This window comes from Aquabacter sp. DMC10, from assembly GCF_056314145.1.
Map to the genome: position 1 here is coordinate 724,296 of NZ_JBQUYX010000002.1, position 19,928 is coordinate 744,223.

Below are 19,928 nucleotides of genomic sequence, written 5' to 3' on the forward strand. Positions count from 1 at the left end.
CGGGCCTGGCTCGCCGCCTCACCCGCCTCCACCTGAAGACCCCGCCCCATGACCCGCCCCATGCGCCTCGACCGAACCACCCTCGCCAGCCTCCCCGCCGCCGTCGCCCGGCCCGCTTATGATCTCGATGCGGTGTCCACCGGCATCGTCCATCTGGGGGTGGGCGCATTCCACCGGGCCCATCAGGCCGTCTATGTGGACGACCTGCTGGCGCTGGGGCACACCGACTGGGCCATTTGCGGCGCCAGCCTGCGCAGCCCGGATACGTCGGAGGCGCTCGATCCGCAGGACGGGCTCTATACCCTGGCGGTGCGCTCCGGCGCGGGGACGGACCTGCGGGTGATCGGATCGCTGCGCGGTCTTTTGGTGGGCGCGCGCGATCCCGAGGCGCTCATCGCCGCCATGGCGGACCCGAAGGTGCGCATCGTCACCCTCACCGTGACCGAGAAGGGCTATTGCCACGACCCGGCCACCGGGCGCCTGGACGAAGCCCATCGCGACATCGTCGCCGACCTCGCGACGCCCGAGCGGCCGCGCTCCGTGCCCGGCTTCCTGGTGGAGGCGCTGCGGCGGCGCCGGGCGGCGGGCATCGCACCCTTCACCGTGCTGTGCTGCGACAACCTGCCGGCCAATGGCCGCACGGTCGCCCGCGTCGTGCATCGCTTCGCGGAACTGCGGGACGCGGACCTTGCCGCCTTCATCGCCGCCGAGGTGGCCTTCCCCTGCACCATGGTGGACCGCATCGTCCCCGCCACCACCGATGCCGACCGGGCGGAGGTGGCGGGCGCGCTGGGCGTCGAGGATGCCTGGCCGGTCATGGCCGAGCCCTTCAGCCAATGGGTGATCGAGGACCGCTTCCCCGCCGGCCGCCCGCCCTTCGAGGCGGTGGGCGCGCAGATGGTGGAGGACGTGGTGCCGTTCGAGCACATGAAGCTGCGCCTCCTCAACGGCGCCCATTCCACCCTCGCCTATCTCGGTTATCTCGCCGGCCACGAGACCATTTCCGACACCATGTCCGACCCCGCCTTCGCGCGGCTTGTGGAACGCCTCCAGGACGAGGAGGTGCTCCCCGCCGTCCATGTGCCCGGCGTCGATTTGCCCGCTTACACCCGCGCGCTAAGGGAGCGCTTCTCCAACCCGGCGCTGCGCCACCGCACCTGGCAGATCGCCATGGACGGCTCGCAGAAGCTGCCCCAGCGCCTCTTGGAGACCATTCGCGACCGCTTGGCGGCGTGGGCGTCCATCGACCTGCTGGCGCTCGGGGTGGCCGGCTGGATGCGCTATGTCACCGGCCGCGACGAAAAGGGCGGCGCCATCGACGTGCGCGACCCCCATGCCGCCCGACTCAGGGCGCTGGCCGATGACGCCGGCCTGGATGCGGAGCGCCTCGTGGATGCGCTCATGGGCGTGCGGGAGGTGTTCGGCCCGGACCTGCCCGCCGATCCCCGCTTGCGGGCCGCGCTGGTGCGGGCGCTGAGCGCGTTGCTGAAGGACGGCGCGGCGGCCACGGTGGCGGCCGCCTGAGGCAATCCCGGCGCAAGCCCCCGCTCCTAGCCTGTGGGCGAGCCTGCCACAGGAGAGGACCTTATATGTGGGGACGCCCCCTTGAGCGCCCGGTGCCTGCCGCCGCTGCTGCGCCGCCGGCCCCACCCCGGCCAGAGCCCGTAGCCGACGTTGCGCCGCGCGCGCACAGCGACGACCGCCATCTGGTGGATCTGATCGAGGCGGACATCCGCCGCGCCCGCGCCCGCCTCACCCAGAGCGCGAACGCCATGGCCGGCGCCTGCGACGCCGGCGCCCGCGACATGACGCTGATCGGCCGGGAATCCGACCAGCTCGCGGGACAGACCGACCAGGCCCGCGCCAGCGCGCTGGGGCTCACCGAGGCGCTGGAGGCCTTCGCCGGCACCAATGCCGAGATCGGCCGGCAGGCGCGCACCTCCGATGAACTGGCCACCCGCGCCGGCGCCGCCGCCGGCGAGGCCCACACGGCCGCCGACCAATTGCGCGGTGCCATCGCCGAGATCAAGGCGGTGGTGGCGCTCATCTCCGACATCGCAGGCCAGACCAATCTCCTCGCCCTCAACGCCTCCATCGAGGCCGCCCGCGCGGGCGCCGCGGGGGCCGGCTTTGCGGTGGTGGCGAGCGAGGTGAAGGCGCTGGCGGGCGAGACCCGCAAGGCGACGGTGGAAATCTCCGGCAAGATTGAGCGCCTCGTCGGCGCCGCCCACACCTGCACCGAGGCGGTGGGGCGCATCATAGATTCGGTGGGCGAGATCCGCCCGGTGGCTTCCTCGGTGGCGGAAGCGGTGGCGGGCCAGGCCCGCACGGTGGCCGACATCGGCAGCGCCGCCGGACAGGCCCGCGCCTTCGCCGAGGCGGTGGATGCCGGCGCCCGGCGCATCCGTACCGCCGCCCTGGCCGCCCAGGGCTCGCAGGCCGCCATCGGCGAGAGCGCGACCGCCATGGCCGATGGTACGGACGACATGTCCCGCCAATTGCTCACGGTGCTGCGCCAGACCCCCATGGGCAACCGCCGCCGGCATCCCCGCTGGCCGGTGGAACTGGCGGGCACCTTGCGTCTGGCCTCCGGGACGCGCCGCGCCCGCACCTTCGACCTGTCGCTGGGCGGCGCCCTGGTGACGCTGGAAGGCGCCGCGCCCGCACGGGGCGAAGCCGGCGCGCTGGAGCTTTCCGGCCTGCCGCCCTTGGCCTGCCGGGTGGTGGGGATCAGCCCCCTCGGCTGCCATCTGGCCTTTGACGAGACCGGCGCCCCGCCGCTCGCCGCCCGGCTGGCGCAGCTTGCCACCACCTTCGACACCGTGGTGGAACGGGCCCAGCGCGGCGCGGCCACCGTCGCGGGCCTCATGGAGGCGGCGCTGGCCGAGCGCGCCCTCAGCCTCGACGACCTGTTCGACACCGCCTATCGCGCAATCCCCGGCACCGACCCCGAGCAATATGAGACCCGCGCGCTCAGGGAGCTGGAGCGGCGTATCGCCGCCGCCCAGGAGGCCATCGCGGGAGAGGATGCGGCCATGACGTTCGCCGCCTCGGTGGACATCAACGGCTATCTTCCCGTGCACAATGCCCGCTATGCCAAGCCCCAGCGCCCCGGCGACCGGGCCTGGAACATGGGCAACAGCCGCAACCGCCGCATCTTTGACGACCGGGCGGGCCTGCTGGCGGCGCGGAACCTGGAGCCGCACCTGATCCAGGTCTATGCCCGCGACCTCGGCGACAAGGTGGTGCGCATGCGCGAGGTGGACGCCCCCATTTTCGTGGCCGGCCGCCATTGGGGCGGCTTCCGCACGGCCTATGTGCTGTAGGCGCCCGCGTGCCGGGAGACCGGCCTTGCCCGGCGGTTGACAACCCCTATGGTGACGCTCGCCTCGGCCAGCCGGCCGGGCGTCACATGGGGGCTCTCATGCGTTACATTCCCGGCCTTCTGGCCGTCGCCATGCTTGTGTCCAGTACCGCCGCCTATGCCCAAGCCGCCAAGACCGGCTGGTGGATCCGCATCGACCCGGTCGCCACGCGCTCGGACAGCATCGAGCTGATGGCCGGGCCCGACAAGCGCACGCTGACGTCCTGGATGACCTGGAAGAAGGGCGACGCCACCGAGTTCGACCTGCCGGCGGCGGTGCGCGCGGCCCCGGTCATCGCCATCCGGGCCAAGGCGCAGCCTTACGAGTCCGATGCCAGCTTCTGCGTCTTCTATGCCAACCAGGGCGTGGAGGACTTCCATTTCGACGGCATCGAAACCGAGACCATGCGGCAGACCGAACACGAATCCTATTGCCGCTGAGCCGGCGGGCGGAAGGGCGCGGCATGCCGGGGGCGTGCCGCCCGCGGGCCGGGAAGCCGGCCCGCCTGCCCTTCAGGCCGTGGCGGCGCGCCCGCTGCCGGGGCCCTGCAAGGTGGCGGCGAGGCTCTCCGCATGCCCCTTCCAAGTGGGCAGGTCCAATTTGGCGATCTCCGCGCGCAGGCGGGCCGCCTCGCCATCGTCGAGAAGCCGCAGCAGCGCCGCGCGGATGCTGTCCACATCCACCGTCTTGAGCCGCACCTGGCCGAGCGCCGGCAGGCCCGCCGTGGCGGGGATGTGCTCGGACACCATCACCGGCACGCCCAGCGCCAGGGATTCCACCGGCGGCAGGCCGTAGCCCTCCGCGTCCGAGCAGAACAGCGTGGCCCGGGCCGTGGTCACGATGTCACGCACCCGCGCATCGGAGGCGTCGCGCACCCAGCGGAAGCCCGGCCAGCGCTCCCGGATCTCCGCCATGCGGTCCTGCAGCGCATCGGTCTGCCAGCCGGCGCGGCCGGCCAGCACCAGGTCGAACGCCAGCCCCTCTTCCCACAGGCTCTCGCAGGCCTCCAGCAGGATGTGGTGTCGCTTGCGCGGTTCGATGGTGCCAATGGAGGCGAAGGTGCGGTTGTCAGCCGCGAAGGGGGGCGCGGCGCGGCCGAGGCCGTCGGCTCCCAGCGGATGGACGAACATGCCCGCTTCCGCCCGCCGCAACAGGCGCCTGGCGAAATCATCCCGCGACACGGCGGAAATGAAATGCAGGTTCGGCACCCGCCGCACCGCATGCAGGTAACACATGGTGCTGCCGGCATCGTCGCGGGAGAACAGGTCCGGCCGCAGCCACGGCAAGGCATCATAAATGACGAAATGAACGTCGATGGTCCCGCCGGCACAGAGCCGCTCGTAGAAGCGCGCGCGGCGCGGATCGTAGAACACCTCCGGGTTGAGCAGGGCGCGGGCGCCGGCCAGCGCGCCGTCCGTCACCTTGTGCGCGTCGCGCACCAGGCGGCGCATGGCCTCCTGCCCCGCCGCCAGATCGGCGCCGGTCTCGAAATGGGTGGTCATGGCCCCGGCAAAGCCGGCGGGCAGCAGGTAAAGGGTCTCGCCATCCTCGGCCAGCATCACCGGGGCGAGCGGCGGGGCCTCCTTGGGCCAGTGCCGCAGAATCTCGAACACCACCCGCTGTATACCCGTGCGTAAGGGATGGCGGACGAATTCGGTAACATCATAAAGGATTGCACCGCTCACGCTGGCCATGTGGGCATCCAGCCTTTGACGGCGCCGTGAAAAGGGGCCGTACAGTCCGTTCAAGCTGCGTTGATAGACTGATTTTCGACTTTCCGAAATGCCAAGCGCCGCCCGGCGTTTGCGTGCCCGAAGACTCTCTGGCCGGGCCGAACATCCAAGTGGGCAGCGCAGCACCTGCCATGCTAAGCACCATGAGATTGCGTCGCCCGCGACGAAGCGCGCCGGCGGGGGGCCGGGGCCTCCCGCGGCCGTCACGCCGTGCGCAGCCGCTGTTCGGAGGGGTCCCGTTGGCGATACCGCCTGTGATCGTGTTCGATGCACGCTGCCTGCAGGATCCCGCCTTCCGGCACCGAGGGGTAGGCCAGCATGCGAGCGTTCTGGTGCGCGGCGCGCGGCCCCATTTCGCCCCGGCCAGCCCGCGCCTGGTGGCGCTGGTCAGCCCCCACTTGCCCGAGCTGCTGCCGGAGTTTGTGGCGCTGTTCGATCAGGTCACGCAGGATCTGGGCGACCTGGATGCGCCCGGCGGCTGGTTTCTCCAGCTCTCCCCCCTCACCCATTCCGCCCTGCCCCTGGCGAGCGTGCTCCGCCGTGCCGACCTCCTGAAGGCCACGCTGTTCTACGACGCCATCCCCTCCCTTTATCCCGACTGGTACCTCTCGCGCCCGCAGGCACGCCTGGACTACCTGACCAACACGCTCTGGCTCGGCAAGTACGACACGTTTCACGCCCTCTCCCGCTACGCCCGCGAACAGGCGCGCGACCTGTTGCGGCGGCAGGACCTGGCCTGCTCCGTCACCGGCGTCGGCATCCGCGAGGCGCTGATCGGGACCGCCGCGCCTTTGCCCCGCGCCGCCCGCACCGGCATATTGGTGGCCGGCGGAGCGGACCGGCGCAAGAATGTGGAACTGGCGGTGCGGGCCCATGGCCGCAGCGCGCTCATGCGGGAAAGGCGCATCCCCCTGTGCCTGTTCGGCGGCACCGACGGGGAGACACGCAAGCAGCTGACCGCCCTGCACGCCGCGGAAGGCGGGCTGCAGGGGCTGCTGGACTTCAAGAGCCATCTGGACGACGAGGACCTGCTCGCCCTCTACCGCAGCGCCATCGTCAGCCTCAATCCCTCCTTGAGCGAGGGCTTTTCCATTCCGGTCATCGAGGCGAGCGCGGCGGGCACGCCGCTTTTGGCCTCCGACATCCCCGCCCATCGGGAATTGGTGGAGGATGCCGCCCACCGCTTCGACCCCACCGACGCGGACGACCTGCGGGCGCGGCTCGACGCACTGGTGGGCGACGCGCAGGCCTGGCATGCCGCCCAGGCGGCGCAGGCCGGCATCTGGCGCGCCTTCCTGCCGCAGGAGGTGGCGGAACGTTTCTGGTCCGATCTGTCCGCCGCGGCGGCCCGTCGCGCCCTGCCCGCCGGGCCACGCCTCCAGCGCGGCGCCCGCCCGGTGCTGTCCCTGCTGGCGCCCCTCCCGCCCACCCGTTCGGGGGTCGCCGATTATACGCTGCGGTGCCTGGAGGACCTGACACAGCGTGCCGATGTGCGCCTGTTCACCGATTCCCCGCCGGGCCCGCGCCCGCCCCTGCTGGCGCAAGAGCCCATCTCCGCCCGCGCCTTCACCCAGGGCCAGGCCGACGCCGTGCTCTCGGTCATGGGCAATTCCCATCTCCATCTCAAGGCCTTCCGCCTGATGATGGAATATGGCGGGGACTGCATCTCCCACGATGTGCGCATGCTGGACTTCTACATGCACCTGGTGGGCCGGGACCGCGCCCGGGCCGTGGCGGAGCGGGAACTGGGCCGTCCGGTGTCGGAACAGATGGTCCAGGACTGGCTGGGCCAGCCGGCCTTGCTGCCGGTGCCGCTGCTCAGCGAGATGGCGCTGCGGGCGGGCCATTTCTTCGTCCATTCCCCGCTCACCCGGGACCTGGTGGAGGCCACCTGCGGCAAGCCCGCCATCGCCCTGCCCTTCGCCTATTATTCCACCTTCGATCTGGATCGCCTGGCGCCCGCCGCCCGCCGCGCGGCGCGGGCGCGGCTTGACTGCCCGCCCGATGAGCTGCTGGTCACCACCTTCGGCTTTCTCACCCATGACAAGGCCTTGCCGCTGCTGGTGTGGGCCTGCGACCTGCTGGGCGCCTGGGGCTTCAAGGTGCGCCTTGCCTTCTGCGGCGGCGGCGATGGGCCGTTGAAAGAGGAGCTGGAGCGTCTGGTGAAAGAGCTCGGGCTCGAGGACCGGGTGATCTTCCACCCCAAGGGGGTCTCGAAGGCCACCTATGAGGATTATCTGGCCGCCTCGGACGCGGCGGTGCAATTGCGCACCTATCAGCTGGGCTCGCTGTCGGGCGCCATCGGCGACTGCATCGGCGCCGCCTTGCCCACGGTCGCCAACCTGCATCTGGCGGACGCCATGGACGCGCCCGATTTCGTGCGCCGGGTGCCCGATCATCTGTCCGCCGTGCTCATCGCCGAGCAGCTGGCTGACATCTTCGTCGCCGGCCCGCTGGCCCCGCGCCCTCTCGCCGCCGCGCAGGACTACCGGGACGCACACGCCTTCGCGCGCTACAACACCTTGTTGCTGGAGCATCTCGATCTGGCTCCCGTGGCGGTACCGCGCCGGTCCGCCCTCCTCACCCCTTGACGCTGGCGCGGCGTGGGGCGACGGAACGTAAGGCAAGAGCTTGGAAAGGGGCACATGAAGCGGGCACTCATCACCGGCGTAACCGGCCAGGACGGCGCCTTCCTTTCCCAGCTTCTCCTGAACCAGGGCTATGAGGTCTTCGGCCTGGTGCGGCGCTCAAGCTCGGGCGAGGTGGCGGACGCGCGCATGCGCCGGCTCGGCATCGCCGACGACGTGCATTTCGTGGACGGCACCATCACCGACCTGTCCGCTTTGCTGCGCATCTTCCGCGAGCTGAAGCCGGACGAGGTCTATAATCTGGCCGCCCAGTCCATCGTGCGCACTTCCTGGCAGGAGCCGCTGCTCACCGGCACGGTGACCGGCCTCGGCTGCGCCAATGTGCTGGAGGCGGTGCGCCTGGAATGCCCCACCGCGCGCTTCTACCAGGCCTCCTCCTCGGAAATGTTCGGCATCACCGAGAGCCGGGTGCAATCGGAGACGACGCCCTTCCACCCCCGCTCGCCCTATGCGGCGGCCAAAGCCTATGCCCATTGGATGACGGTGAACTACCGGGAGAGCTTCGGCCTCCACGCCTCCAGCGGCATCCTGTTCAACCATGAATCGCCGCTGCGGGGGCTCGACTTCGTGACCCGAAAGGTCACCCACGGCGTGGCGCGCATAAAGCTCGGCCAGTCCCGCGAATTGCGGCTCGGCAATATCGAGGCGCGGCGCGACTGGGGCCATGCGCGCGACCATGTGCGCGCCATGTGGCTGATGCTCCAGCAGCCCAAGGGCGACGATTATGTGGTGGCCACCGGCCGCTCGGTGAGCGTGCGCGACATGTGCCACATCGCCTTCTCCCACGCGGGCCTCGCCCTGGAGGATCATCTCGTCATCGACCCCTCGCTCTACCGGCCCGCGGACGTGCCGGAGCTGATCGGCGATCCCGGCAAGGCCAAGCGCGTGCTGGGCTGGGAGGCGGTCATCGGCCTGGAAGAGATGATCCGCGAGATGGTGGACGAGGACCTCAAGCTCCTCGCCGAGGCGCACTGAGGCGCCTCTCCCACCCTCAGGCCTTCTTGGTGAGCAGCTAGCTTTTCTTGGTGAGCAGCTTTTTGGGCCGGCGCTGGCGGGCGATGTCGAACAGCGAAAAGGTGCGGTTCACATAATTGGTGACGCCGCTCATGGCATTGATGTGGGCGCGCAGGTCCGGCGTCATCACGGCCTCCACCAGGCGCACCGGGCGGGCGGGATCGGCGGTCTCGAAGCGGGCGTAAAAGAGCGGCTCGCCGCGCTTGATGATGATGTCCTTCTTGGGCTCATGCCACTCGAAGGCCCACATGAGCTGGCGCGGCCAGACCTCGATGGGGAAGCGCCCGCCGATCAGCAGGCCCGGCAGCTGGGTCTCCCGATAGTGGTTATAGGGCGGCAGCTGGTTGATATAGACCGGCTCGTCGGAGACGAAGACATAGGGCGTGATGAGCTGGATCACCGGCCGCTGGGGGTGCCGCCACTCCTTGGGGGAGACGATGGTGATCATCTGCGCCAGATGCTTGGGCCGGACGGTGGACTGGTCGCCCGACACATTGATGAGGGTGGGCATCTTGGTCTTCTCGTCCACCGCGAAGCGCAGATGCATGTCGATGGGCGAGAGCACCTCGAACTGGCGGGCGTCATGGTCGATCACCGCCGGGCAGAAGCGCACCGACTTGGCGTGGCGCATGCCGGTCTCCTCGCGCTGGAGCTTGCGCGGCGCCTCCCAGATGAAGGTGCCCTTCTCCGCATCCAGGAGCCAGCCGATCTCCACCACGCGGCTGGGAACCGGAACCGTGCGACCGAACAGCTTCATGCCTCGTCCTGCTCCATGCTGCGGCGGCCACCGCCCCGTCCGCCTCGCCACGCGCCGGCGCGGCCTCCCCCCTGTTTAGAGCACCTGCCCGCCTTTTTGCAGCGCAAATCAGCCGCAGGGGGCCGCGGCCCGCCCCCGCTCGCGGGGGGCGATGTGGCAGGGGGGTGAGAATTGCGCTATCCAGGGTCCTGCGGGGACAGCCAAGGGAGCGCGCGGGTGACGCAGCACATGGCCGAGACCAACCGGGTGGCGAGCAAGCGCGCCCAAGATCGGACCGACGGCCAGGCCGGCATGGACGCCGGCATGGACGCCGCCCAGGCGAGCCCCGCCTCGGCACACGCCGCGCCCCACGGGCTTTACGCCCCCGAAGTCCCCCTGCTCGCCCCGCCGCCCCCGGCCCCGCCCAGCGCCAGGGAGAAAGAAGCGGCCCAGGACGCCGCGGAGGCCGCCGCCAAGGCCGCGAAAGGCAAGGCCCGCGCCGAAGCCAAGGCGGCGCGGGCGGCCCTGAAGCAGCAGGAATTGGCCCGCACGAAGCTCCGGGCCAAGATCAAGATGACCGCCGTGGTGGTGGTCTGCCTGCTGTCGCCGGGCGTGGTGGGCATCATCCTGCACGCCGGGCTACACATGCCCAAGGGCCAGTCGACCCTGATCGCACTCGGCCTTTATCCGGTCTTCATCGCGGTGTTCGTCTATTTTCTCGTGCGCGCCCTCTTCAAGCCGGGGGCGGACAAGGATGCCGCCAGCGCGCCGCTGCCGCCGGACACCATGGACCCCGCCGGACGGGATGACCCTTCCCTGCTCGTCTAAAACGCGATCCGACCGGATGGGGTCCTGCAAAGGCTGTTTCGGGCGCGCGCCCTATGCGCCCGGCGCGGCGATGGCCGCCAACAGGCTGGCGCATGTGTCTTTCCAGGTGCGCAGCGGCGCGGCCTTGATGCGGGCGGCGCGGGCGGCGCGGTGGTCGGCATCGAAGGTCATGCGCCGCACGGCCGCATGAAGGGCGGCGGGGTCGGCGGGGTCCACATAATCGCACAGGTCGCCGCCCACCTCCGGCACGGAGGAGGCGTTGGAGGCGACGCACGGCTTGCCGAACCACAGGCTCTCGCCCACCGGCAGGCCCCAGCCTTCCATGAAGCTCGGGAATACCGTGAACAGGCAATTCTCATAAAGCCAGGCCAGTTCCCCGTCGCGCAGTCCGCTCAGCCACACCGCCTGCCCGCCGCACCAGCCGGTGGCGGCGCCGAACTGCATGAAGGCCTTGTAGTGCTCGGCGCTGCGGCCGGCGAAGACCAGCAGCGGCAGGTCGAAGGGATGCTCCTGCGCCAGGGCGTTCCACACCTTCAGCAAGGCGAGGGAATTCTTGCGGTCCTCGATGGTGCCCACGCACAGGACGAAGCGCTCGCCGGACAGCCGGCGCACCCCTTCCCGCGCCTCCGGCCCCTCCCCGTTGGGGATCACCACCTTGAAGGCGGGGGCGGGAAATTCATGGGCGAGCGGCACCACGGTGGCGGGGGGAACGGAGAGCCCGTGCTCGCCGGCGAAGCGCCGGACATCATTGAGTGTGGCGTTGGAATTGCACAGCAGGCGATCGGCGAGCGCGAGATAGGAGCGCAGGTAGGCGAGGAATTTCGGCGCCACCCCGTCGCCCACGAACTTGTTGCCGTACCAGGGAATGAGATCGTGCACGAAGACCGAGAGCTTGATGCCGGGGCGGGCCGCCTTCTGGCGGGCCAGCACATCCGCATAGCCCGCAAAGTTCCACACCGCCCCCAGCACCACCACATGGGCATTGGCGGGCAGGTCAACGGGCGACAGGCGGTTGCGGTAGCGCTTGTCCCACAGGGGGCGAATGTCCGTGCGGTAGACATGCTCGGCATATTTGAGCACGTAGCGCAGGCCCCGGAAGCCCTGGAGGCGCTTGGCCTTGGGCAAGGACAGGGAGAGCTGGCGCACCATCTCCTGCACGTTCGGCGCGCCCGCGTCCAGGAACCAGCCGAGCGGCAGTTCCACCATGTCCTGCGTCTGCGGTCGAAAGCAGAGGGCATGCACGCTGCCGGCCGGGCGATTCGCCGCAGCCGCCCGGATCACCTCGATGGCGAAGCGCTGGATACCGCTGGGCGTGGCATTGCCATGAAAGTAATCCACAAGATCCGTGGTATCAAAGTAGAGATGCTCTGGGATGGACGAGGTCGCATTCCCGGCTGCGGGAAGATCTTTCCCTGCAGTCTGGCCGCCGCGGTCCATCGCATGCATGAAAACGTCCTCTGACCGGTTCGCGAGCCGCTGCGCAGCGGCCGCATTGCTCAGGAGCGGGCGTCGGGCAGCCGGAGGAGCTGCACCTGTCCTAAGGAAAGCCCGCGCGCCCCGGCCGTGGTGTGCACCACAACATGGCCAGCGCCCGTTGGCAAATGCCGCAGCGGCGCGGCGAGTGCAAGGGGGCAGCGCGAGGCCAGGGAAGAGGCAAGGGGCGAGGTCAGGGACGGGGCGAAGGACGGCACCGGGACGACGGCGCGAATGGGGCGCACCGCGCCCGGGATGGGGGCGGCGCGCGCCGTCCCCATGTGTGATCGTGGGCCCAGGCCGGATCAGCCGAGCCGGTGGCTGCCCCGCGCGCCCGTTTCCAGCCAGGCCTTGGCGAGGCCCAGATCGGTCTGGGTGAGGCCGTGGCCGGAGGGCACCACCTTGTGCTCCACCTGCGCGCCCGCCGCCTGAAGGGTGGCCGCGAGGCGGGCGGCATTGTCCGCCGGCACGATGGGATCGAGGGCGCCGGACAGGATCAGCACCCGCTTGCCCGACAGGTCGGCCACGGGCGCCTCCTCCAGCGGCACCATGGCCCGCAGCAGGATGGCACCCGACAGCACCTCGGGCCGGCGATAGAGCATGGCGGCCGCGATGTTGGCACCGTTGGAGAAGCCCACCGCGAGCGGCGGCGCCAAGTCCTGGCGGGCCGCCACGGCGGCGACGAAATCCGCCAGTTCGTCGGCGCGGCGGCGCACGTCCTCATGGTCGAACACGCCCTCGGCGCGGCGGGCGAAGAAGCGCGGCATGCCATGCTCCAGCACCTTGCCGCGGGGCGAGAGCAAGGCGGCGCCGGGCGAGAGGGTGCGCCCGAGAGCCATGAGGTCATTCTCATCCCCGCCGGTGCCGTGCAGCAGCAGCAGCGGGGTGCGGCCGGGATGGGTGGCCGGCTCGAAGCGGTGGATGAAGGCGGCCCCTTCCGAGGCGAGCGCCGGTGCAAACGGGTCGGTCATGATGGACCTCCTGCCGCGCGGCCTTGGGGGCCGGCACGGCCATGGAATGATAGCCGAAGTGAGAAGCTTGGCGCACGCCGGGGTTGCGCGCGCAGCCGGGCGCGCCCGGGCGTTCCGGCGCGGTGTGCTGGCACCGCGCGCCGGTCTTTCGCCTCCGGTCGGCCGGATGGGCCCACCGGGGTGCAGGTCCGAGGGCGGGAGGCGCCAGGGGGCGCGGACCCTGCCCCCGGGGTTCGGCCTCAGGCGGCCTCGGGGCTCCGAAGGTCGGGCAGCACGCTCTCAATGTGAGCGCGGTGCGGCTCCAGGAAGGCGGGCAGCTTCAGCGCGGTGCCGAGGCTGTCGGCCGGCTCGTCCACGGCGAAGCCGGGCACGTCGGTGGCGATCTCGAACAGCACGCCGCCGGGCTCCCGGAAATAGACGGAGCGGAAATAGTTCCGGTCCTTCTGCTCGGTGGTGCGGATGCCGTGATTGTCGGCCAACCGCTTCACCATGGCCTCCTCGGCCGCGTCATCGGCGGCGCGGAAGGCGATATGGTGCACCGAGCCGCCGCCCTGGCGACCGCGCAGGAAATTGCCGACCCCGTGCAGGTCAACCACATTGCCCAGAAGGGCATCGGTGGCATAGCGCACATAGGCGCCCTCGCGGGCCACTTCCTTGAAGCCGAACACGTCGGTCAGGATGGCCGCCGTGGGGGCGATGTCGGCCAGCAGGAGGCCAACGCCCTTGAGGCCGCGAATGGCCGCTTCCGCCGGCACGTCGGACCCCGCCCAGCCGGGCTCCAGCTCGGCGCCGGGCACGCCCACCAGGGCAAGCCGCATGCCGTCCGGGTCGGAGAAGGCGAGCATGGTCTCGCCGAAGCGCTTCACCGGCGCCTCATGCTTGACCCCCTTCTCCACGAAGCGGTGGGTCCAATAGCCGATGGACGCCTCCGGCACGCGGAACATGGTGCCCTGCGTCTCCCCCACCCCGAGCCGGCCGGGCGCCACATGGGCCCAGGGGAAGAAGGTGAGGATGGAGCCGGGGGCGGCGGCCGCGTCGCCGTAATAGAAGTGATAGGTGCCGGGATCGTCGAAATTCACCGTCTTCTTGACCAGGCGCAAGCCGAGAACACCGGCATAAAAGGCGATGTTCCGGGGGGCGGCGCCGGAGATGGCGGTAACATGATGGAGGCCGTTGGTGGTCATCTCGATCTCCTGAAGGGGTGTGGTTTCTGTTGAGATGAGATTTAGTGCAATGAGACCGCGGCTTCCACCTAAACTCCATTGCATCTATGCAAGAGAAAAGTGGTGCCGACGCATCCCTATTTTGCGCAAGAGACTGATTTCAAAAGAAAAAGGCCCAGCGGATGCCGGGCCTTCCCTGTTTCACGTGCAACAGCCGAGCTCTCAGGCCAGCAGTTCCGCCAAGGTCCGCGCCACCACCTCGGTGGCGATCCTCAGGTCCGAAAGCCGCAAATTCTCATCCGCCCGGTGCCCATTGGCCTCCTCGATGGTCCGAGGTCCGGCGCCATAGAGCACCACCGGGAAGCCCGCCTCCGCATAAAGGCGCGCATCGGTGTAGAGCGGCACGCCCTTGGCCGGAACGGGCTCGCCAATCACCGCCTCCGCATGGCGCCGGAGCGCATCGGACAGCCGCACCGAGCCCTCGCTCGGCACCAGCGGGCGGGCCAGCAGGATGCGCCGCACATGCACCTTGGCTTCGGGGAAAGCTTCCGCCGCGCTGGAAATCACGGCCTTCACCTCCGCTTCCACCGCCTCGGGGATCTCCTCGGGAATGATGCGCCGGTCGAGGCGGAAGGTGATCCGGTCGGGCACCACATTGGTGTTGATGCCACCGGAAATCAGCCCCACCGTGATCTGCGGCGAGCCGATGCCCTCCACCTTCGAGACCTGGGCCGGCAAGGTCGCCCGATAGGCATAGAGCGCCCCGAGAATGCCGGTGGCCGCCTCCAGGGCGTCAACGCCGGTGAAGGGCAGCGCCGCATGGGCGGACCTGCCTTCCACCTCCACCTCCAGGTGCAGGCAGCCATTGTGGGCCACCACCACCGCATAGGAGAAGCCGGCGGACAGCACGAGGTCGGGCTTGGTGAGGCCCTCCTCGATGATCCAGCCGGGCCCCACCTCGCCGCCGATTTCCTCGTCATAGGTGAAATGCAGCTCAACCGTCCCCTTGAGCGGCAGGCCGGAGCGCTTCAGGGCATCGAGGGCGAAGGCATAGGTGGAGAAGTCGGACTTGGAGACGGCGACGCCGCGCCCGTACATCACCCCGTCCACCACCTCGGCGCCATAGGGATCGCGGCTCCAGCCCTCGCCGGGGGGCACTACGTCGCCATGGGCGTTCAGCGCGATGGTCGGCCCCTCGCCGAAGCGATGGCGGATGATGAGGTTGGTGGCGGTCACCATGCCCGCCGCGCGGGTGCGCTCGGCCGGCACCGCATGGCGCTCCACCTCATAGCCGAGGCCTTCCAAGAGCTCGGCAGCCCGCGCCGCATGGGGCGCGCAATCGCCGGGGGGATTGTCGGAGGGCACCTTCACCAGCTCGGCGAGGAAGGCCTTCTGCTCCTCGAAGCGCGCGTCGATGAGGGCACCGAGCCCGGGCGACGTCGTTTGGGTCATGGAAATGGGTCCTTCATGCATGCCCGCCCGGCATGGGGCCGGGCGGCTTCAAGGTCAAGGAGAGCAGCGGCGAAGCGCCGCCGGTCTCATCGAAAACACGCCGGCCTCAACGAGTCTTGGGCTCCGGCGCCTCCGCCCAGGCCTTCAGCACCGCCCGGTCCTCCGGGCTGATGTCGGTGACATTGTTGGGCGGCATGGCGTGGGTGAGCACCGCCTGCATCAGGATCAACGGCTTGTTGCGGGCGATCTCGGCCGGGCTGTCCAGGAGAATGCCCCGCGGCGGGACGGCGATGCCCTCATATTGGGGGGTCGGATTGTGGCACATGGCGCACCGGCCCATGACGATGTTCTGGACGTCCTCCGGCACCTTGACGACGGGCACCGGCGCGGCCACAGCCGTGGAGGTGAGCGGCGGCAGGCCGAGCGCGAGGCGGGCCGCCGGCGAGGTGGTGGCGGTGAGCACCATGGCCGCCGCCAGGCACAGGAAGGCGACGATCCAGCACCAGCCGAAGCCCGGCTGGCCGGCATGCTTCTTGTTGAAATAGACCCGCACCACCGCCCCGCCCACCAGCGCCAGGGCCACGTTCACATAGGCATAGGGGGTGGAATAGGTGAGCGGATAATGGTTGGAGATCATCAGGAAGATGACCGGCAGGGTGAAGTAATTGTTGTGGGACGAGCGCAGCTTGCCGATCTTGCCATAGATCGGGTCCGGCTCCTGCCCGGCTTTCAGCGCCGCCACCACCTTGCGCTGGTTGGGAATGATGACGCAGAACACGTTGGCGGTCATGATGGTGGCCATCAGCGCGCCGGTATGGATGAAGGCACCCCGCGGCGAAAACACCTGCTGGAACAGATAGGCCATCAGCACCACGAAGACGAAGACGATGATGCCCACCAGCACATCGTTGCGCCCGAGCGGCGAGTGGCACAGCAGGTCGTAGAACACCCAGCCTGCGAAGATGCCGCCGAGCCCGATGGCCATGGCGGTGAGCGGCGACATGTTCATGACCGCCGGATCGATCAGGAAGAGGTTGGCCTGATAGTAATAGACCCACATCAACAGGAAGAAGCCGGAGATCCAGGTCGAGTAGGACTCCCACTTGTGCCACATGAGGTGGCGCGGGAGATTGTCGGGCGCCACCAGATATTTCTTCACCTGGTAGAAGCCACCGCCATGCACCTCCCAGGCCTCGCCGCCCTTGCCCTTGGGGATGTCCGGGGAGGGCCGCAGCGCCGCGTCCAGGTGCATGAAATAGAAGGACGAACCGATCCAGGCCATGCCGGTGATGATGTGCGTCCAGCGCAGCAGCAGACTGCCGAACTCGTGCAGGAGGGGTTCCATGTCAGGCGGACCTTTGGAGGAAGAGAAGAGGGGGACGGCGGCGCCGGACCTTTCGTCCGCCGCCCGATGGACCATAAGCTGACGCCGGGCAAGAGGCCGGCCGGCGCGCGGCGGGCCGGCGGGGGAGCCGGGCACCATGCTTGAGAATATGCGGGCCTTCGTCCAGGCGGTGGAGAGCGAGAGCTTCTCCGAAGCCGGCCGGCGCCTGCGCCTGTCCGCGAACGTGGTCAGCCACCGCATCCAGATGCTGGAAAAGCACCTGGGCTGCCGGCTGTTCAACCGCACCACCCGGCGCATGAGCCTGACCGAGCAGGGCCGCGTCTTTTACGAGAACATCACCGAAGCCCTGCGCCTCATTGAGGCGGCCGAATCCAACGTCACAGAACTGGGCGCCATGCCGCGCGGCGGTCTCAGGGTCACGGCGCCCCTCCATCTGGGCCGCCGCCTCGTCGCTCCCGTGGCGGCCCGCTACCAGGACGCCCATCCCCAGATCGACGTGCGCCTGCGGCTGTCCGAACACACGCTGGACCTGATCGCGGAATCGGTGGACCTGGCCCTGCGCCTCGCCACCTTCGAGGATTCCAGCATGATTATGCGCAAAGTGGCGCGCATCGACCGGGTCGCGTGCGCCGCCCCCGATTATCTGGCGCGCTGCGGGGTGCCGCAGACGCCTTCCGACCTGTTGCGCCATCAATGCCTGCTCCTCCGCTTTGCCGGGGCCCGTGAATTCCGCTGGACCCTGACCGACCAAGGCAAGGAGCTTGCCGTTCCGGTCTCGGGCCATCTGGAGGCCGATGACGGCGACGTGCTCACCGTCTGGGCCATGGAAGGGCGCGGCATCGTGGTGAAGCCGCGCTTCGAGGTGGCGGACGCCCTCGCCGACGGGCGCCTGGTGCCGGTGCTGGCGAGCCACCCGCCGGTCAGCGTCACCCTCGCCGTGCTTTATCCCGCCCGGCAATTGGTGCCGCTGAAGGTGAAGGCCTTCGCCGACATGCTGCTGGAGGAAGGCCGGCGCTTCCTGTCCCGCGAGCTGGCCAAGATCGGCGAGAAACTCACCGGCTAGAGGATGCGCCGATCAGCATGCACCGCGAGCTGATCGGATCACGCATTCTCCCTCAATGAGTTAGAGGGCGATTCCCCGATCAGATTGAGGTGATCTGATCGGATGGCGCTCCAGGCGCGCCGGCCCTTGGCGCGGAAGGGCCGGCGCGGCTCACCTCAGTGCGCCTCCGCCTGCTTGGCGGCCGCCACGATCTCCTCCACCGAGGCCGACTTCACCCCGTTGAAGAAGACATTGAGCAGCACCGCCACGATAGCCGAGAGCAGGATGCCGGACTCCAGCAGCGGGTGCAGTTCGTGGGGCAGGTTCTTGAAGAAGTTGGGCGCCACCAGCGGGATCATGCCGAAGCCCACCGAAAGGGCCACGATGAACAGGTTGAAGCGGTTGGTCTTGAAGTCCACGGCGGTGAGGATGCGCGCGCCGGTGGCCGCCACCATGCCGAACATCACCAGCCCCGCGCCACCCAGCACCACATTGGGCACCGCCTCCACCAGCGCCGCCATTTTGGGCAGAAGCCCAAGAAGCAGCATGATGACGCCGCCCGCCACCGTCACCCAGCGTGAGCGCACCCCGGTCACCCCAACCAGACCCACATTCTGGGAGAAGGAGGTGTAGGGGAAGGTGTTGAAGATGCCACCGATGAGGGTGCCAAAACCGTCCGCCCGCAGGCCCTTGGCCAGCGCCTTCTGGTCCACCGGCTTGCCGGTGATGTCCGAGAGCGCCAGGAACATGCCAAGCGATTCGATCATCACCACCACCATGACGATGCACATGGTCACGATGGGCACCAGGTGGAATTGCGGCACGCCGAAATGAAACGGCACGATCACGTCGAACCAGGGGGCGGAGGCCACCTTCTCGAAGTGCATGATGCCCAGCACGGTGGCGAGCACGGCGCCAGCAACGATGCCCAGCAGCACCGCCACATTGGCGATGAACCCCTTGCCCCACTTGATGAGGCTGAGGATCACCAGCATCACGAACAGCGAAATGCCGAGCCCCTGGAGCTGGCCATAGGCGGGATTGGCAACCTGCACGGTCTCCCCGTTCACCACCTTGGTGAACATGGGAATGCCCCCGCCCGCCCAATTGATGCCCACCCGCATCAAGGAGATGCCGATGACCATGATGATGGTCCCGGTCACCACCGGCGGAAACAGCGGCAAGAGCCGGCTGACAAAGGGCGCCACCAACAGCCCGAACAGGCCGGCGGCAATCACCGAGCCATAGATGCCCAGAAGCCCGATGGACGGGTCCGCCGCCATGGACAGCATCGGTCCCACCGAGGCAAAGGTGACGCCCATCATCACCGGCAGGCGAATGCCAACGCCGAACAGCCCGAGGCATTGGGCCAGCGTGGCGATGCCGCAGGCGAACAGGTCGGCACTGATGAGAAAGGCCACATCCTCGGGCGGCAGCTTGAGGGCTCGGCCGATGATGAGCGGAACGGCGACGGCGCCGGCATACATGACAAGGACGTGCTGAAGACCGAGCGCAACCAATTTCGGCGCTGGCAGCATCTCGTCCACTGGGTGAACGGCTGAAGACATGGAGACCCCCTGGAAAAGGTCAGACTACTCAAGGATTTTGCGGTTCTTGGCGGCGGTCTGCGCCGTCGCTGCATTGCATCACACGCAATTTCTCCGGCGAAGAAAACGGGCCGGAAAATCAGAATATCTTCCGACTTAATCGGAAAATGAGTTCGCACGGTCCGGGTTATGCTGGGGCGCGATGAGGCTTGGTGCCGAAGGAGTCTGAGATGGGTCGTCTATCGACGCATGTGCTGGACACGGTGCGGGGCAAACCCGCCTCGGGCGTTCAGATCGAGCTTTTCCGCATTGCAGCGGACGGCACCCGCTCCCTGCTGACCGCCTGCGCCACCAACGCGGACGGTCGCACCGACGCCCCCCTCCTGTCAGGGGAGGCATTTAAGGCTGGCACCTATGAGCTGGTGTTCCAGATCGGCCTCTATTTTGCCGCCACCGGCGCCCCAACGGCGGAGCCGCCCTTCCTGGATGTGGTGCCGCTGCGCTTCACCCTGGCGGACGAGGGGCATTATCACGTGCCGCTCCTGTGCTCGCCCTGGGCCTATTCCACCTATCGCGGCTCCTGATCCCATCCGCTGAGAAGGCCGACCCCA

16 protein-coding genes are annotated in these 19,928 nt (G+C 69.0%); 8 read left to right on the top strand and 8 right to left on the bottom strand.

Annotated elements, in window-relative coordinates; genetic code table 11:
- Positions 1–48 precede the first annotated feature (48 nt).
- The 3 genes from ACT54L_RS08105 to ACT54L_RS08115 all read left to right on the top strand — a co-directional run bounded on the left by ACT54L_RS08105 (position 49) and on the right by ACT54L_RS08115 (position 3,805).
- A complete protein-coding gene (locus ACT54L_RS08105) occupies positions 49–1,524 on the top strand; it encodes a mannitol dehydrogenase family protein (RefSeq protein ID WP_476085023.1) in 1,476 nt (491 codons plus the stop codon).
- A 65-nt stretch (positions 1,525–1,589) separates the two neighbouring features.
- Positions 1,590–3,326, top strand: coding sequence for a methyl-accepting chemotaxis protein (locus tag ACT54L_RS08110; protein WP_476085024.1), 1,737 nt, complete (start codon positions 1,590–1,592; stop codon positions 3,324–3,326).
- A 98-nt stretch (positions 3,327–3,424) separates the two neighbouring features.
- Positions 3,425–3,805, top strand: a complete 381-nt coding sequence (locus ACT54L_RS08115) for a hypothetical protein (RefSeq protein WP_476085025.1) — start codon at positions 3,425–3,427, stop codon at positions 3,803–3,805.
- A gap of 72 nt (positions 3,806–3,877) precedes the next feature.
- Here the strand turns inward: ACT54L_RS08115 and ACT54L_RS08120 are convergent, their stop codons facing one another.
- The gene (locus ACT54L_RS08120) at positions 3,878–5,059 is read right to left on the bottom strand and encodes a glycosyltransferase (RefSeq protein WP_476085026.1); all 1,182 of its coding nucleotides are present in this window, start codon (positions 5,057–5,059) and stop codon (positions 3,878–3,880) included.
- 278 nt (positions 5,060–5,337) lie between these two features.
- On the opposite strand from ACT54L_RS08120, the gene ACT54L_RS08125 reads away from it, so the two are divergent.
- Together ACT54L_RS08125 and ACT54L_RS08130 are read left to right on the top strand one after the other, a co-directional pair.
- The gene (locus ACT54L_RS08125) at positions 5,338–7,689 is read left to right on the top strand and encodes a glycosyltransferase (RefSeq protein ID WP_476085027.1); all 2,352 of its coding nucleotides are present in this window, start codon (positions 5,338–5,340) and stop codon (positions 7,687–7,689) included.
- 54 nt (positions 7,690–7,743) lie between these two features.
- Positions 7,744–8,721 carry a GDP-mannose 4,6-dehydratase gene (locus tag ACT54L_RS08130; RefSeq protein ID WP_476085028.1) on the top strand — a complete coding sequence of 326 codons (978 nt, stop codon included), beginning with the start codon at positions 7,744–7,746 and terminating at the stop codon, positions 8,719–8,721.
- Between the two features lie 37 nt (positions 8,722–8,758).
- Here the strand turns inward: ACT54L_RS08130 and ACT54L_RS08135 are convergent, their stop codons facing one another.
- Positions 8,759–9,517: a hypothetical protein gene (locus tag ACT54L_RS08135; protein WP_476085029.1), complete on the bottom strand. Its 759-nt coding sequence runs from the start codon at positions 9,515–9,517 to the stop codon at positions 8,759–8,761.
- Positions 9,518–9,733: 216 nt separating this feature from the next.
- Here ACT54L_RS08135 and ACT54L_RS08140 point away from each other — a divergent pair, with 216 nt between their 5' ends.
- Positions 9,734–10,324: a hypothetical protein gene (locus tag ACT54L_RS08140; RefSeq protein ID WP_476085030.1), complete on the top strand. Its 591-nt coding sequence runs from the start codon at positions 9,734–9,736 to the stop codon at positions 10,322–10,324.
- Positions 10,325–10,375: 51 nt separating this feature from the next.
- Here the strand turns inward: ACT54L_RS08140 and ACT54L_RS08145 are convergent, their stop codons facing one another.
- The 5 genes from ACT54L_RS08145 to ACT54L_RS08165 form a co-directional block, all read right to left on the bottom strand.
- Positions 10,376–11,770 carry a glycosyltransferase family 4 protein gene (locus ACT54L_RS08145; RefSeq protein WP_476085031.1) on the bottom strand — a complete coding sequence of 465 codons (1,395 nt, stop codon included), beginning with the start codon at positions 11,768–11,770 and terminating at the stop codon, positions 10,376–10,378.
- 332 nt (positions 11,771–12,102) lie between these two features.
- Complete coding sequence (locus tag ACT54L_RS08150) at positions 12,103–12,768, bottom strand: alpha/beta hydrolase (RefSeq protein ID WP_476085032.1); 666 nt, start codon at positions 12,766–12,768, stop codon at positions 12,103–12,105.
- Between the two features lie 239 nt (positions 12,769–13,007).
- Positions 13,008–13,952 carry a ring-cleaving dioxygenase gene (locus ACT54L_RS08155; protein ID WP_476085034.1) on the bottom strand — a complete coding sequence of 315 codons (945 nt, stop codon included), beginning with the start codon at positions 13,950–13,952 and terminating at the stop codon, positions 13,008–13,010.
- A gap of 201 nt (positions 13,953–14,153) precedes the next feature.
- Positions 14,154–15,383, bottom strand: coding sequence for a M20/M25/M40 family metallo-hydrolase (locus tag ACT54L_RS08160; protein ID WP_476085035.1), 1,230 nt, complete (start codon positions 15,381–15,383; stop codon positions 14,154–14,156).
- 106 nt (positions 15,384–15,489) lie between these two features.
- Positions 15,490–16,728 carry a urate hydroxylase PuuD gene (locus ACT54L_RS08165; RefSeq protein ID WP_476085036.1) on the bottom strand — a complete coding sequence of 413 codons (1,239 nt, stop codon included), beginning with the start codon at positions 16,726–16,728 and terminating at the stop codon, positions 15,490–15,492.
- Between the two features lie 136 nt (positions 16,729–16,864).
- On the opposite strand from ACT54L_RS08165, the gene ACT54L_RS08170 reads away from it, so the two are divergent.
- On the top strand, positions 16,865–17,791 hold the full coding sequence (locus ACT54L_RS08170; protein WP_476085037.1) for a LysR family transcriptional regulator: 927 nt from the start codon (positions 16,865–16,867) through the stop codon (positions 17,789–17,791).
- A 155-nt stretch (positions 17,792–17,946) separates the two neighbouring features.
- Here the strand turns inward: ACT54L_RS08170 and ACT54L_RS08175 are convergent, their stop codons facing one another.
- A complete protein-coding gene (locus ACT54L_RS08175; protein ID WP_476085038.1) occupies positions 17,947–19,338 on the bottom strand; it encodes a nucleobase:cation symporter-2 family protein in 1,392 nt (463 codons plus the stop codon).
- Between the two features lie 209 nt (positions 19,339–19,547).
- On the opposite strand from ACT54L_RS08175, the gene uraH reads away from it, so the two are divergent.
- Positions 19,548–19,901: a hydroxyisourate hydrolase gene (uraH, locus tag ACT54L_RS08180; protein WP_476085039.1), complete on the top strand. Its 354-nt coding sequence runs from the start codon at positions 19,548–19,550 to the stop codon at positions 19,899–19,901.
- Positions 19,902–19,928: the final 27 nt, after the last annotated feature.

What these genes read in the sequence shown, in the direction of transcription:
- ACT54L_RS08115 (WP_476085025.1), top strand. Translation starts at nt 3,425, where the DNA reads ATGCGTTACATTCCCGGCCTTCTGGCCGTCGCCATGCTTGTGTCCAGT.
- ACT54L_RS08135 (WP_476085029.1), bottom strand. Translation starts at nt 9,517, where the DNA reads ATGAAGCTGTTCGGTCGCACGGTTCCGGTTCCCAGCCGCGTGGTGGAG.
- ACT54L_RS08155 (WP_476085034.1), bottom strand. Translation starts at nt 13,952, where the DNA reads ATGACCACCAACGGCCTCCATCATGTTACCGCCATCTCCGGCGCCGCC.
- ACT54L_RS08145 (WP_476085031.1), bottom strand. Translation starts at nt 11,770, where the DNA reads ATGCATGCGATGGACCGCGGCGGCCAGACTGCAGGGAAAGATCTTCCC.
- ACT54L_RS08150 (WP_476085032.1), bottom strand. Translation starts at nt 12,768, where the DNA reads ATGACCGACCCGTTTGCACCGGCGCTCGCCTCGGAAGGGGCCGCCTTC.
- ACT54L_RS08170 (WP_476085037.1), top strand. Translation starts at nt 16,865, where the DNA reads ATGCTTGAGAATATGCGGGCCTTCGTCCAGGCGGTGGAGAGCGAGAGC.
- ACT54L_RS08120 (WP_476085026.1), bottom strand. Translation starts at nt 5,059, where the DNA reads ATGGCCAGCGTGAGCGGTGCAATCCTTTATGATGTTACCGAATTCGTC.
- ACT54L_RS08110 (WP_476085024.1), top strand. Translation starts at nt 1,590, where the DNA reads ATGTGGGGACGCCCCCTTGAGCGCCCGGTGCCTGCCGCCGCTGCTGCG.
- ACT54L_RS08130 (WP_476085028.1), top strand. Translation starts at nt 7,744, where the DNA reads ATGAAGCGGGCACTCATCACCGGCGTAACCGGCCAGGACGGCGCCTTC.
- ACT54L_RS08160 (WP_476085035.1), bottom strand. Translation starts at nt 15,383, where the DNA reads ATGACCCAAACGACGTCGCCCGGGCTCGGTGCCCTCATCGACGCGCGC.
- ACT54L_RS08105 (WP_476085023.1), top strand. Translation starts at nt 49, where the DNA reads ATGACCCGCCCCATGCGCCTCGACCGAACCACCCTCGCCAGCCTCCCC.
- uraH (WP_476085039.1), top strand. Translation starts at nt 19,548, where the DNA reads ATGGGTCGTCTATCGACGCATGTGCTGGACACGGTGCGGGGCAAACCC.
- ACT54L_RS08175 (WP_476085038.1), bottom strand. Translation starts at nt 19,338, where the DNA reads ATGTCTTCAGCCGTTCACCCAGTGGACGAGATGCTGCCAGCGCCGAAA.
- ACT54L_RS08165 (WP_476085036.1), bottom strand. Translation starts at nt 16,728, where the DNA reads ATGGAACCCCTCCTGCACGAGTTCGGCAGTCTGCTGCTGCGCTGGACG.